The sequence below is a fragment of the Fictibacillus iocasae genome (genome assembly GCF_042665465.1).
Lineage (GTDB): Bacteria > Bacillota > Bacilli > Bacillales > Fictibacillaceae > Fictibacillus > Fictibacillus iocasae.
This window is the reverse complement of record NZ_JBHTCP010000006.1, coordinates 23,845-36,879: the sequence shown is the minus strand read 5'-3', so window position 1 is coordinate 36,879 and position 13,035 is coordinate 23,845. Positions and strand designations below refer to the sequence as shown.

Below are 13,035 nucleotides of genomic sequence, written 5' to 3'. Positions count from 1 at the left end.
ATGATCTAAATATCTGATTTAACAGTAAAGCTGATTGGAGATTAAATGAAGTACGTATATAGTCTTTATAGAGACCACCTTGATGTACTAAGAATAAAATTGCCTGATGAAATAAAAATATTTTCCGATTTTATAGAGGATATTACTACAGAACAAGAGATAGATGAGTATATTGAAGATATAAAAAAAGTTATAAACGGAGTTTATGAGGACTTTGAAATTGAATTAAATGCTACAAGCGCATTTATAAAAAAAGATGTTACAACAGTTGAAAACCCATATAGGATTGAAGAACCTTATGAGAATAGAATCGAAACAGAGCAATTTTTAGAGTTGCTGTTAATATGGAGAGGAAAAATCCAAGAAATATTTAAAGGCTAATTAAAAGAACTTAAGTTGAAGCATCTAATTGTCATTTTGGACGATAGGTGCTTTTTATATTTCAATCAGGCATTTACGAATTTAACTCACAGGTTTTGGATTTAGATTTGTGGTATTGTGGATAATGGATAGAAAGAGATAACATTCGTTTTTCCACATGTGGACAAGGCTTGCATTTACAAAGTCGCTACAATACAACACTTTTAGAACAATGAATATACCGGATTGTGGATAAGTAAGGAGGAAATAATCGTGGACATAAAATGCTGCAAAGAGCACGTGGAGCTTGCGATCGACGTGATTGTGGATGAGTATGAAGTGGCACCTGTGATTGAGTTATTAACAGGAAAAGACGAGTTATCAACAAACTGTGAATACTGTAATATAACTGCAACATATAAAGTGGCGAACGCATGATCGCCCACTATATATGGGCTATTTTGTGCATATGTGGATAAGTTCTGTGGATAACATGTTGCTAAGGAAGGTGTACACCTGTGAATATATCAATCATCAGTGTCGGAAAGCTGAAAGAAAAGTACTTAAAGATGGGAATCGATGAATACCTGAAACGCCTCGGCCCATACGCCAAAATTGACGTCATCGAAGTCCCGGACGAAAAAGCTCCGGAAAACTTGAGCGAAAATGAAATGGAAATGGTCAAAAATGCAGAAGGCGAACGCATCCTAAGCAAAATCGGAGCCGACGTGCATGTCGTCGCCATGGCCATCGAGGGAAAAGCCGTTTCCAGCGAAGATCTCGCAGCCAACCTCGACCGGTTAGCGACGTACGGTAAAAGCAAGGTCGCGTTTGTGATCGGCGGATCATTGGGATTGAGCGCTGCCGTCATGAAGCGAGCGAATGAGAAGATTTCGTTTGGGAAGATTACGTATCCGCATCAGTTGATGAAGCTCGTCTTAGTTGAGCAGATTTATCGGGCGTTCAGGATTAATCGGGGGGAACCGTACCATAAGTAGCCTCAAAAGATTTTTTGAAGGAAAGAGCCTCAATTTCTTGAGGCTCAAATACTAATGTAATGTCATTGATAGTTCGCTCGTTTGGGCTATCACCTGGAGAAACAGTAATGTTGTCAATGATTGAATGTAATAGACGTTTTCTTTGTTCAAGCTTCCCGGTCTCAAATACTTGAATGAATTCAGAAAGAATGTGTTGTAGTGCATTGGGATTTAATAAACTTTGTGATTGAAGATTATTTATATCCATTTTATACTTATACAATTTTTCTTTTGTTTCTCGCTCCCGTTCGTCTAAGAACTCCAACTGTTGGAATAAGATATGTGTACTTAATTTATTTTCTAAATTCAACTTGAAGTTTTCATCTTTTTTTGCCTTAATTCTCTCTAAATCTTGTTTTAAGTTTTTTATTTCTTCATTAAGAGGTTTGGTGTCCGTTTCTGAGTGTTTTTGCATTTTATTAATTATAGAATTAATTATTTCAGGCGAGGATACAAGCTCTTGAATCTTATTTAGTACAGATTTCTCGGCATAATCAGCATAAACAAGGTTACTATTGCATGAAGTAGGCCCCTTATTTATATTATTGCCACAAGCATAATAGCGATAATACTCACCAGGCTTTTTATACTTCTTAACTCTTTGTGAAACCATTGACGAGCCACAAGTAGGACATTTTAATAACCCCGTTAATAAAAAGTTTCCTTCATAAGTTTTCTCTGGTTTTTTACCTCTAACTTTTCGAACTGCTTTTGCTTTATTCCATGTTTCTTCAGTAATTATTGGGATATGATTTCCTTGAACCAAGACGAAATTATCTGTCTTTCCAGCTCTCCTTTTTTTGTTCCAAAATTCATGGACACCCCATCTAATCATTCCCACGTAAATAGGATTGTCTATTATTTGCTTCACGCCGTTTATAGACCATTCTTTACCTCTAACCGTTTTTAAGCCACGATGATTTAAAGTTGAAGCGATTTTTTTATAACCCCAATTTTCATTAACAAAAAGATTGAAAATTTCGCGAACAACTATTGCTTCTTCCTCATTTATCTCCAGCTCTTTTTTACTGTTAGTTCTGTATCCTAAGACCCTCCCACCGTTCCATTTTCCTTCCCGTGCTCGTTGTCTCATACCCAGTTTACATGCAGATACTATATTTTCTCTTTCCATCTCAGCAAAGATACCTGACATGGAAATAATAGCTTTTCCAAAGGATGTTGAAGTATCAAGGTTATCATGCGTGACAATAAGACCAGTGTTGAATTGTTCTAATAAATCTACGATATTAAGGAGATGAGATAGTTTTCGAGTTAATCTACTCAACTTCCATACGAGAACAGCGTGAATACTGCTATCTTCTGATATATCATGTAACATGGTCTGGAAGTTTATGCGTTCTTCTATACTTGTGCCAGAAATACCTTCATCTCTATAGATACGTAACAAATTATACCCATTTCTTGTGCAATAAGTTCTAATCTCGTGTTCTTGTGCATCAAGTGAGAATCCTTCTGACTGTTCAGCCGTTGAAACCCTTAGATATCCTACAACATTAATAATTTTAGTCATTTTCTAATTCCTCTCTGTTTTTAATTTGTTTTTCCGTTTCTAATCCGAAAATAATAAAAAAAACTGTAACGAGAATTTATGCTGATTTGTTATCTTCAATCAAAAGAGATACATTATAAGTACTTATCATTTCAATAAGAGTATTTATAAAATCTACTGATTTGACCCGTTTTTCGTCTGTCTTCATAATGGAGCCTAATTCAATATTTTCGATAATTCTTTGGTTCAAAACGTGCTTTCTGTTTTTAATCTGAATATCAGTCATAAGAGTAACTCCTTCTTTTTAATATACTGTTTTTTTACTTTGTTGTCATTATTATACACTTATATTACTTATTTTGTTGAATATAGTCAACATTAATTTTTTTGTAGTGCGTAAATTTCAAGTTTATCTTGTAAAATGTATGATAGAAGATATTTTAAAGGAGAGGTCGTTATATTGAATAATACTTTCGGTGATTTAGTTCATACAAAACGTAATCAATTAGGTTATAGCATGAGAGAGTTAGCAAGAAGGACTAATGTTGATGTAGCTTACATATCAAAAATAGAGAAAGGACAAGCATTAAATCCAAATTTTAGTGTTGTAATGCGTATTTCAAAAGAGCTTAGTATTAACATAGAAACTCTTCAAAGGGTGTTTGAGCTAAACGAAGACATTACCACGGTAATTAACGGTGCTATTCAAAAAAGAGTTCCAGAAGAAGAGAAAGAGACGGTACAAGGGATTGTAGGAGAGCTTGTACAAATAACAGATAACCAAGAATTCGATATTAAAAGATTAGGTGAAGTATTGCAGAAAATTTACAGTCTACACAAGATGAAAAATACTGCAAAAGAGATGTTTTATGTTATTACGGTTGAGGACAAAGAGTGGATACACGTTTTAGAAACACCTGTTGTAGATAGTCAACTAATAGACCTCTATTATCAAGCATTTGAGTTAAGCGAAAGCCACTCTATGATTGTTAAAGGAGAGATTGTTACTTTTCCCGATTATTTTAATGAAAGCCAATTGAGGACAATTCAGAGCTTGAAAGATATGTGTACAGGCATTAAGGAAGAAGACGAAAGGTACCTGACGTTCATTGAACTAAAAGAATATTTAGAGAAAATGACCATTGGATAAAAACCTTCTTTAGGAGTTTATACATTAAAGACTATGGACATAGTTATTAATAGATATATACAATAAAGAAAATAAATTGTATACCTTGAAAAACGCAAGCCTTGGCTATAACCTGTGATTTTTGACGTAAAAAAAAACGTTAAAAATTCGTAGTTTATAGTCAAGGCTTTTTACGTATATAAATGTGGCTCTGATGAAACTTGGGTAAATAAATAATATGGAGGAAATAAAATGAGCAATATAAACCCTTTATCTAAAAGTAAAAAAATCTCACTTTCTGATATTGAAAGGTTACCAGAACGAATAGAAATTATTAATGGGGACCTTGACTGGACAGATGACGAAAAACAAGCTGTTATTTCAAGTGTCCTTACAAACGTGGGTTTAGATTATCTCGTTTCAATACTATCAAAAGAGTCAATAAGAGAATTAAAGAGGTGCTTAGATGATATTCAACCAAACAGTGAAAAAGAAAAGGGAACAAGAAAAAAATTTGAGGTAACACCAAGGGTGCAAATACCGATGCCTACTGTTTCACCAGCTACGCGGGAAATTCAAAAAAGAAATAAAGAAGTTATTCAGTTCCTAAAGAATCATAAAAATAGATGTTGTTTTTGGTGTGGGAGTTGGAAATGAAAGAAGTGCCTTATTTCGTTTTTTTAAGAGAACTAAAGAAAGAACTTTTATATCACCATTCAGAGGGTTCTACCAGTTATAGACGAGATACAGCAGTATTGGCTGTGTATGCTGCGATAAGTATCGGAAAGATAGAACCTTTTAAAGAAAGGAGTAGTTCCTTTCAAACAATATCTGAATTTTACCCGACAGAAAGTGAGGAGAAGGTTTATGACATTGCAAAGATGCTACATGTGATTTATAAAGACATTTATAACAAACAAAATGTATCTAATGATTTGAAACAGTATCTATGTGAAAAAAGATTTTATAAAAAAGAATTAGGTCCAAATGATAAGGATAAATAAAGGAGTAGATCACCTGCATCAGCAGGTGGTCTACTCCTTTATTTATCTAATTTTTCAGGAAGAGGCTCGGTATAGATAATACCGAGCTATCCATTATAAATACCACCGTGTCTTACTATAATATCATCATCGGGAAGAGGGGCTTCGTTCATGGGGCGTGTTCCAAATTCGCCTCCCCTACGGGATTGGCTCATTAGGAAACGCCAATCTCTCTTATGGTTGGCGTTGCCACCGTTCGGGCTACGCCACTCACTACCAACGAGAGCCATTCACTCGCCCCTTGGGAGTTGCACGGTTCAGCAACTTTTCTTGCCTGTCTCTACGAGAATTGGCAAGAAAGCTTCACGTGTGCAAGTGGCTCGTTGGAGCCACAAAAGAAAAAATAAAAAGAGAAAGGAGAAAAGATAAAATGCCTAAAAAAATCACCCCATATATTACGCAATTCTTTAATAGAGACAAATTAGCATTTACAGCTTTATCTAAAGTTGGCCATGTCAGTGATGCACAGTTAAAACAGTGTGGTTTAGCCAATAGTCGAATTAAAAATTATGTAAGGGATAAATTGGTAGAAAAGGTAGTTATTAAAGAGGGAAAGACCAAGATGGAAGCATATAAATTAACTAAGTTAGGCAGAGAACTTGCAGAGAGTAAGTGGGCTTTAAGGAATCACTACCATGCTCAAAGTCCCGCTCATGACTTGCTAATATCTAATAAATATTTTTCTCTTTCAGAAGTTACACGTGGAACTTGGCAAACTGAGACTCAAGCAAGGGAGAAGTTGCTTGAGTACTTTTATCAGCTTAAAAACCAGGGACAAGAACAAATGGCCATTATTTACGAAGATATGTTAAGCAAGGGGTTAATTAGTATGCCAGATGGTATATACACAAATGAACAAGGGCTTCAGGTTTCATTTGAAGTTATTACTAACAATTATGGTGTAGAAGAGCTTCAAGCAAAAGAGGCATTTATAGAAATAATGAAAACTGAATATGAAACAACAAGAGTATAAATTTATGAGCGGATCGGCCACGCCGAACCGCATCAAAAAGGAGGGTATTTATGAGTGTTACCACAAAAAGAAAAGAAACGGTATGTAAACAATACAGTTTATATTTGAAAATTATTTATCATTACGGAAACAAGGTTATGCTATTTAAACAATTGCACCAGTATTCGGAGGCTCTGGGATTGTCTAAAAGCTACTCACATTTTCACAATGAAATTAAAGACCTTATAGAAGCGAATATATTACGGAAGGAACCATTTATAGCTTTTGGAAAGACTACACAGTTGCACTTTCTAACCATGAGGAAGTATGGAATACGTTTCATAGAAGGAAAGAATAATAGCGCAGCCGTTGGAGCAGTTCCTAAAGCAAATACAAATGAACGAATACTGATATCTCTATTTAAGAATTCTTATATACTGGATAAGATTATCCCACGTTTAAACAAACATCATATTGATGTTTGTTATGAGTCAATCAATAAAATGTTGCGAGATGATAAAAGTACAATTCTTTTTAATAAAAATAAAGGATTAGAGTATTTGAATACTTGGAATGATGTGTTTGTACAGAAATATTTTGATGTAGACGCTGTAAAGTATGATATTAAAAGTCTTCAAGACGTAAACGAAAAGAAGATGCAAGGACTTAAAAAGGGTTCAAAAGCTTCTGTCGGAAAAGGTAATGGGAAACTGTTATCTGGAACAGAAAACAGTTTAGAAACGATACAAGAGCGTTATTATGAGCTTCCAATAACCGAAAGAGGAGTTAATGATAAATACAATAAACTCAACAAATACAATATAGATAGCATGTTAAATGGCTATTCATATATTAGCCAAATCAAATTAGTAAAAGATGTGTTCACTATAACTGTATTAATCTTTGATATAAATAATCATCAAAATATTTATAAAATAGGTACACAAATTGCTTCTATCTTTCACATGTTTGCAAGATATATAAACAATGACTTGTTTATAGGAAGTTCAAATTTCAAACTGAAAATAGGAGTAATATCTTTAGATGAACAAGCAGATTCTAATCTAAAAAATAAGGCTTACAAAAAAGTGAGAGATTATATTTCTAAAGAAATGAAAGGCCAGCAACTTCAAGTGATTTTAAAAAACTGGAACGTTAGTGAAGACATATGTGAAAAGTATATTGAAGTTCATTTTGCTAATTATAATCTAACTAATCGCTATCTTGAAGGGATAAAGTACTGTAATTTAATCAGAAAATAAAGCGGATCGGCCACAGCCGATTCGTTTTATTTTCTTCCCGTGTTAATAAGAAAGTGCCACAATAATTCTTCTATATAATACATCTTATTTCAATGTCAAAAAGCTCTCCTGTAAAACCCCTCTTTCAACTAAAACATTAATAAACCATAAAGATATAAATGCTACGGCATAAAAGCGTATATGTTACTACGTGTAAAAGTGCCACAATAATTCTTCTATATTAATACATCTTAATTTAACGTCAGAAAGCTCTAATGTGAAAACCCTATATGTAATATAAAAACTAATAAACATCTAAAAACATAAACCCTAATGATGTAACGTCATAAAACACCCATCATAAAACATATAACCTTATATGTTAATACTATGATGTATTGTTATTTATTGTGGCACTTTTAACATCTGTTCATTGTAATAAAAAAAGAACCAACCATTTTTAATGTTGGTCCTTTTTATTTTCTAAAACAAGTTTTCTTTGTTTGGTTTTAGCTCGTTCAATTCCTTTAATAAAACTTAATCTGTTGAGGAACAAAGAATTATAAACAGTATCACCTAACGCTGTTTTTACTGCGTTATTTGTGATGATTACACCCGTTGCTTTTATTTTTCTTTCTTTTAACAATTTCACTCGTCTCTCGGCTTCATATAGTACATTGGCTGTTAAACGGGGAATTTGATAGAAAGATATAGGATGGCAATGCTTTTTATCTACCTCATAGTTCTTTACAACTTGGGTTGATTTAATATTAAGATATTTTTTTGTTTCTTCTTGTAATTTAAGTGAAAGATTATTTAATGGAATTTTATTTACTAAACCAATAGCAGTGAACATATTAATAAGTTTATTAATATTAGTATAGCTCTTATTTATACCCACAGTCTTTAAATACTTCTCAATATAACGTGAAGATGTAAAGAATACACCATTACCCTCAAAGGACATTTCTTCGGACGTAATACTTAATAACCCTTGATTATTTAATGCATCTAAAACATACAAATGCCGTTTAATATATTTATAAAGAATAGGATACTGTTCCCCAATCATTTGCTGTGCACGTTTAATGATACCTAAATTTTGATAATACTTTATGCATTGTTTTTTCCCCCATTCTGCTTGTTTAACCTTGATAGATGTAAATCCACACAAGAGATTAATTGCCTGAAATTGGTTATAACCGAAAATAATTTGAATAATGTCAATAATTCCTAAAACATATCCTTCAGTGTAACGTTCGTCTCTTGTAAAATACCTCCAGTTTTCTTCTTTGTCATAGTTAATGGAGGCAATATTGCCTCTAATAAGACCACAAGAAAAGTTTTCATTAATTTTTATTTTTAAATTTAAAATTTTTCTTATATCTACTTTCATTAGACGAGGAACAGCGTCAAGATAATTATTTAACGTAATATTAAGATTTACATTTCTTAACATCACATTAGCCCTATGGAATTGAGCAAACGGAGATTTATTCAATCTTTCTGCAAAAATTGTTTTATCAGATGGTGAAAGTACTTTTTTGTACTTTAACTTTGGAAGTCTGTGAACCTTTGCTTTCTTTTCAATTTCCCTTTTATAAAGCTCTGGTGATTTTTGTTTTAATAATGCTAAACGTTTCTCTTCGTATATTTTTATTTCACTTTTATCCATTGATGAGTAATCAACAAACAAATCCTTATACCCCATATACATACCTCCTAATATTTTCTACACGAGAATTATCACTTAAGTAAAGCGACATAGAAATACTAAAAGTGTTCTATAAGGGTTTAGCTAAAAAGGTATCGAGAGGATCTCGATACCTAACAGTTTGTAAAACTGTTAAAACATGTATTGATAACTAAGATTCTTATGGTAAAACTTGCTATAATAAAGACTATAGTGTTGCACTGATTTACGAACAACTGGAGGATTGAATATGATAAACAACTGGCAAGTACCACGGAACAAAAGAAAACTTTACCCAGTAGTTGACGTGCTTTCATTATTTACACTTCAAACATTGGGTGATATTTGGAGTAACAACTTAAATCGGCAACTGGATTTTGAAGAAGAGTTAGAGCGATATGGATTAAAAAGAACTGGTCAAAGACGGGATAGAAGAGCTGGAGGAGCAAGAACTTATGAAGCCTGGCTTTTCAACTTAGGTCTTATTTTTAAGGAAACCAATACAGATTTAGTTCGAACAACTTTAGCAGGGGAAGCGTTGCTTTCTGGGCAACCACCAGTTCCTATAATTACGAACCAATTAATGAAACTTCAATATCCCTCTCCTTATTCTGTTAGAAGTAGGGTTGATATAAATAATCGCTTCCAAATAAGGCCGTTCAGATTTCTACTCAGATTACTGGCTGATAACAGAGTTAGAGACCTTTCTAAAGAAGAAATTGGACGGTTTGTTATTACTGAAGGAGATAATGAAACAACGGCTTGTTTTGAACACGTTGTACAAAGAATAGTTAGTTATCGTTCAAATGGGGATGGTGTATTACCAACTGATTTTGATGAAAGATATCCAAGTAGTACCACGGGGACTCGTTTAAGAGCTGCTACAATATCTTACTTAGAGGACATAGCGAATACATTTATAAACTATTTAGAATACACACAACTTATAAATAGAAACCCTAAAGGAAGTATATATATAATCCCTGGCAGTATTGCTAAAGTAGAAGCAATTCTATCTGATGGTACAAGTCTGCGGCAACTTGATAAAAACCATCCATATGGACTTGAAAATTTTCAGAGAAATTATGGCTTAGGTCCAGGGCAGAACAGAGATAATCGTAATTTTGGAGGACAAACAGTAACAGATTCTCTATATAAACAAAGACGTATTAGAAGTGACTTGCTACATATTGCTGGAACAAGACCAATTGCCAACTACACTGCTTCTTTGGTTAGAGAAATAGCTGAATCTACAGGATATAGTGTTCGAGAAGTTGAGGATGCATTAGATGGTTTTCGTCCAGATACTTTCTCGCAATTTGAAGCAAGCTATATGAATATGGCAATAAGCGGAACGGAGCTTGCAACTGAATTTGAGCGTGCAACTCGAGGCATATTTCAGCAGTTAGGATTTAATTCAGAACATGTAGGTAACCACGCTTTACATCCAGATATCTTTGTTGAGTCACCATCAAATTTTTCAGGAATTATTGATACAAAAGCATACAGAAAATACGTAATTAATAATGACCATAGAAATCGAATGGTGAATAATTACATACCTTCCTATCAACGTCTACATGAAAATCTTGAGTTCTTTATGTACATTGCTGATGGTTTTGGCAGTAATATAAAATCTCAAATTCAAAATATAAATGAACGAACAAATATTGATGGCAGTGTAATTAGTGCTCGAAACTTAATTAGATTGCTTCAACGCAATTATGCCAGAGAAATTAATCATTATAACCTGAGATTACTCTTCAAAAAGAACTCAGCTATAACCATGACAGATATAGACTCAATTTAGACCCCTTGGCGGGGTTTTTTAGGTAGTAGTTGTTTATTTTCAACTATATATTTGTAGTGTATAATGTAAGGTGCGAACAAAGTACGAACACATGGAGATGTTTCATAGATGATATTTAAAAAAGGAGAGCTGTTTTGCGGTCCTGGTGGTTTAACGCTTGGGGCAAAAATGGCTCAAGTTGAAAAGGATGGAGTAGTTTTTAAAGTTGAGCACGCTTGGGCTAATGACTATGATGAAGCTACATGTAATACTTTTCGGCATAATATTTGTCCAGAGAATCCTGAATCAGTTATATGCGGCGATGTGCGAAAATTAGATGTTGCCAGTTTACCAAAGATAGATGCTTTTGCATTTGGTTTTCCTTGTAATGACTACAGCATTGTGGGAGAGTCTAAAGGATTAGAAGGTGACTATGGACCTTTATATACTTATGGAATTAAAGTATTAAATCATCATAGACCAAAGTGGTTCATTGCAGAAAATGTTGGCGGATTGGAAAGTGCTAATGAAGGTCAAGCTTTTATTAAAATCCTGCAAGAAATGGAGAAAGCAGGATATAATATCACTCCCCACTTATATAAATTTCAGGAGTATGGAGTGCCGCAATCACGTCATCGTATAATTATAGTTGGCATCCGTAAAGATTTTGGATGGACATTTAAAGTTCCTAAAGCGCCGTTTAAAGACCGTGATTCATGGAAAAATGCAAGACAGGCTTTGGAGTGTCCTCCTATTGAAAAGGATGCATTTAATAATGAGTTTACTATGCACCAGAAAAAAGTAATAGATATGCTTAATTGGATTCCTCCTGGGGGGAATGCTTGGTCAGAAGAGATTCCAGAACACTTAAGACTAAATGTCAAAGGTGCTAAGTTATCAAATATTTATAAACGTTTGCATCCTAAGACGCCTGCATACACTGTTACTGGTTCTGGCGGTGGTGGTACGCATATGTACCATTACAAGGAACCAAGAGCATTGACTAACCGTGAAAGAGCACGATTACAAACTTTCCCTGATGATTTTGAATTCTTAGGCGGAAAGGAAAGCGTAAGACGACAAATAGGAATGGCCGTTCCGCCGGATGGAGCAAAAGTAATTGTCGAAGCAATTTTAAAATCTTTTGCAGGTATTGAATATGAGACAGAAGCAGCGAAATGGGAAGAATTGTTGAATGATATGTTGATTACAGGTAAATCGCAGAAAAAGAAAAAAAGTTCACCATCAAGGCAAGTTATTACCCAACAACGTGAAAAGGAAGATATAAAGTAGACGATAAAGTTGCAATAAAAAACAAACTCTGAATATATCAGAGTTTGTTTTTACTTTTGTTCAGGTCTGAGGTCTTTTAGACTTTACTTTTTCAAATAAATCTTCAGGAACTTTTTCTCCAAATTTATGATATAGCTCAATTAGTTCTTCTAATATGCAAAGATTGCGGTAATAATCTGATTTTTTATAAAAAGACTCTAATAAAAAAGAGTATCTATCACCTTTTAGATTGTTAATTTGTTCGGCTTTTAAGAAATCAACATTAAACTGTCTAATAGCATCTTCAATAATTGATTCCTCTTTTTTAGGATATGGGGATAACTCTTTAAAATAAATAATTGGTGCATTGCAAGACATGGCATATTTTAACTTTAATGTATTTGTAATTAGTTGTTTAATGCTACTTTCATCATAAGCATGATTGTATTCCAATACTTCAATAAATATGAACGGTACGTTATAACTTGGAGTAAGTGATTCAAAAAATGCGTTAAAAAATAATACATAATCGTATCTAAGTTTACCTATTAACTTGCAATTAGAAGTTGTATATTCGGACTTAGTATAGTATCTATGATTTATTTTCTTAAGTGCAATTGCGACTAAGCGTTCAATTCTTCTATTAGTATTACAACGTTTGCAAAGAAACTTCTTTATTTGTTTTTGGGTTTTTTTAAAGAAAACATTACAGTTAGTACATTGATAATAAATAATATCGCAAAAAGGATTATTAGCTGGAACCTGTCTAAATACTGGCCCTATAAAATTCAGCAAAAATTTCCCCATATTACCCACTCTCCTATTAACATTGATAGCTTGAGTATGGGTTTTTTTGAAAAAATATATACATGGAATTGAATGTTTCTTTGGAAATTAGGAAATAATAATAATTTCTAATGACTATAGTCAATAAAATGAGACCTATAGGTTTTAAAAAAAGATATGAGTTAATCTCATATCTTTTTTTATGTTAGACGTTAACCCTTAA

Annotated in this window: 14 protein-coding genes; 10 read left to right on the top strand and 4 right to left on the bottom strand. The window is 33.4% G+C overall.

Translation table 11 applies throughout. From position 1 onward, the window contains the following. Nucleotides 1-45: 45 nt before the first annotated feature. The 3 genes from ACFQPF_RS03665 (at nucleotide 46) to rlmH (ending at nucleotide 1,358) form a co-directional block, all read left to right on the top strand. Nucleotides 46-381, top strand: coding sequence for a tRNA-Val4 (locus ACFQPF_RS03665; RefSeq protein ID WP_379746682.1), 336 nt, complete (start codon nucleotides 46-48; stop codon nucleotides 379-381). A gap of 252 nt (nucleotides 382-633) precedes the next feature. Further along, a complete protein-coding gene (locus ACFQPF_RS03660) occupies nucleotides 634-798 on the top strand; it encodes a CxxH/CxxC protein (protein ID WP_379746680.1) in 165 nt (54 codons plus the stop codon). Nucleotides 799-878: 80 nt separating this feature from the next. Further along, complete coding sequence (rlmH, locus tag ACFQPF_RS03655; RefSeq protein WP_379746678.1) at nucleotides 879-1,358, top strand: 23S rRNA (pseudouridine(1915)-N(3))-methyltransferase RlmH; 480 nt, start codon at nucleotides 879-881, stop codon at nucleotides 1,356-1,358. Here the strand turns inward: rlmH and ACFQPF_RS03650 are convergent. Beyond that, the gene (locus ACFQPF_RS03650) at nucleotides 1,330-2,928 is read right to left on the bottom strand and encodes a recombinase family protein (protein ID WP_379746676.1); all 1,599 of its coding nucleotides are present in this window, start codon (nucleotides 2,926-2,928) and stop codon (nucleotides 1,330-1,332) included. The genes rlmH and ACFQPF_RS03650 overlap by 29 nt on opposite strands. A gap of 76 nt (nucleotides 2,929-3,004) precedes the next feature. Continuing rightward, nucleotides 3,005-3,193 (bottom strand): hypothetical protein, encoded by a 189-nt coding sequence (locus ACFQPF_RS03645; protein WP_379746674.1) that lies wholly within the window; start codon nucleotides 3,191-3,193, stop codon nucleotides 3,005-3,007. Nucleotides 3,194-3,367: 174 nt separating this feature from the next. On the opposite strand from ACFQPF_RS03645, the gene ACFQPF_RS03640 reads away from it, so the two are divergent. The 5 genes from ACFQPF_RS03640 (at nucleotide 3,368) to ACFQPF_RS03620 (ending at nucleotide 7,293) form a co-directional block, all read left to right on the top strand. Further along, nucleotides 3,368-4,057: a helix-turn-helix domain-containing protein gene (locus ACFQPF_RS03640; RefSeq protein ID WP_379746672.1), complete on the top strand. Its 690-nt coding sequence runs from the start codon at nucleotides 3,368-3,370 to the stop codon at nucleotides 4,055-4,057. A gap of 231 nt (nucleotides 4,058-4,288) precedes the next feature. After that, nucleotides 4,289-4,693 (top strand): hypothetical protein, encoded by a 405-nt coding sequence (locus ACFQPF_RS03635; protein WP_379746670.1) that lies wholly within the window; start codon nucleotides 4,289-4,291, stop codon nucleotides 4,691-4,693. After that, a complete protein-coding gene (locus tag ACFQPF_RS03630; RefSeq protein WP_379746668.1) occupies nucleotides 4,690-5,040 on the top strand; it encodes a hypothetical protein in 351 nt (116 codons plus the stop codon). Before ACFQPF_RS03635 ends, ACFQPF_RS03630 begins: the two co-directional genes overlap by 4 nt. A gap of 409 nt (nucleotides 5,041-5,449) precedes the next feature. Next, nucleotides 5,450-6,052, top strand: a complete 603-nt coding sequence (locus ACFQPF_RS03625) for a hypothetical protein (protein WP_379746666.1) — start codon at nucleotides 5,450-5,452, stop codon at nucleotides 6,050-6,052. A gap of 50 nt (nucleotides 6,053-6,102) precedes the next feature. Then, nucleotides 6,103-7,293 carry a hypothetical protein gene (locus ACFQPF_RS03620; protein ID WP_379746664.1) on the top strand — a complete coding sequence of 397 codons (1,191 nt, stop codon included), beginning with the start codon at nucleotides 6,103-6,105 and terminating at the stop codon, nucleotides 7,291-7,293. A 439-nt stretch (nucleotides 7,294-7,732) separates the two neighbouring features. Here the strand turns inward: ACFQPF_RS03620 and ACFQPF_RS03615 are convergent, their stop codons facing one another. Next, on the bottom strand, nucleotides 7,733-8,983 hold the full coding sequence (locus tag ACFQPF_RS03615; RefSeq protein WP_379746662.1) for a hypothetical protein: 1,251 nt from the start codon (nucleotides 8,981-8,983) through the stop codon (nucleotides 7,733-7,735). A gap of 232 nt (nucleotides 8,984-9,215) precedes the next feature. Between ACFQPF_RS03615 and ACFQPF_RS03610 the strand changes: the two genes are divergently transcribed. Together ACFQPF_RS03610 and ACFQPF_RS03605 are read left to right on the top strand one after the other, a co-directional pair. Next, nucleotides 9,216-10,775, top strand: a complete 1,560-nt coding sequence (locus tag ACFQPF_RS03610; protein WP_379746660.1) for a restriction endonuclease FokI C-terminal domain-containing protein — start codon at nucleotides 9,216-9,218, stop codon at nucleotides 10,773-10,775. A gap of 108 nt (nucleotides 10,776-10,883) precedes the next feature. Further along, nucleotides 10,884-12,047, top strand: coding sequence for a DNA cytosine methyltransferase (locus tag ACFQPF_RS03605; protein WP_379746658.1), 1,164 nt, complete (start codon nucleotides 10,884-10,886; stop codon nucleotides 12,045-12,047). Between the two features lie 60 nt (nucleotides 12,048-12,107). Here the strand turns inward: ACFQPF_RS03605 and ACFQPF_RS03600 are convergent, their stop codons facing one another. After that, entirely contained in the window at nucleotides 12,108-12,833 is a 726-nt protein-coding gene (locus ACFQPF_RS03600; protein WP_379746656.1) for a hypothetical protein, read from the bottom strand. Between the last annotated feature and the right edge of the window lie 202 nt (nucleotides 12,834-13,035).

What these genes read in the sequence shown, in the direction of transcription:
- ACFQPF_RS03650 (WP_379746676.1), bottom strand. Translation starts at nt 2,928, where the DNA reads ATGACTAAAATTATTAATGTTGTAGGATATCTAAGGGTTTCAACGGCT.
- ACFQPF_RS03600 (WP_379746656.1), bottom strand. Translation starts at nt 12,833, where the DNA reads ATGGGGAAATTTTTGCTGAATTTTATAGGGCCAGTATTTAGACAGGTT.
- ACFQPF_RS03635 (WP_379746670.1), top strand. Translation starts at nt 4,289, where the DNA reads ATGAGCAATATAAACCCTTTATCTAAAAGTAAAAAAATCTCACTTTCT.
- ACFQPF_RS03625 (WP_379746666.1), top strand. Translation starts at nt 5,450, where the DNA reads ATGCCTAAAAAAATCACCCCATATATTACGCAATTCTTTAATAGAGAC.
- ACFQPF_RS03615 (WP_379746662.1), bottom strand. Translation starts at nt 8,983, where the DNA reads ATGGGGTATAAGGATTTGTTTGTTGATTACTCATCAATGGATAAAAGT.
- ACFQPF_RS03630 (WP_379746668.1), top strand. Translation starts at nt 4,690, where the DNA reads ATGAAAGAAGTGCCTTATTTCGTTTTTTTAAGAGAACTAAAGAAAGAA.
- ACFQPF_RS03605 (WP_379746658.1), top strand. Translation starts at nt 10,884, where the DNA reads ATGATATTTAAAAAAGGAGAGCTGTTTTGCGGTCCTGGTGGTTTAACG.
- ACFQPF_RS03645 (WP_379746674.1), bottom strand. Translation starts at nt 3,193, where the DNA reads ATGACTGATATTCAGATTAAAAACAGAAAGCACGTTTTGAACCAAAGA.
- ACFQPF_RS03620 (WP_379746664.1), top strand. Translation starts at nt 6,103, where the DNA reads ATGAGTGTTACCACAAAAAGAAAAGAAACGGTATGTAAACAATACAGT.
- ACFQPF_RS03610 (WP_379746660.1), top strand. Translation starts at nt 9,216, where the DNA reads ATGATAAACAACTGGCAAGTACCACGGAACAAAAGAAAACTTTACCCA.
- ACFQPF_RS03665 (WP_379746682.1), top strand. Translation starts at nt 46, where the DNA reads ATGAAGTACGTATATAGTCTTTATAGAGACCACCTTGATGTACTAAGA.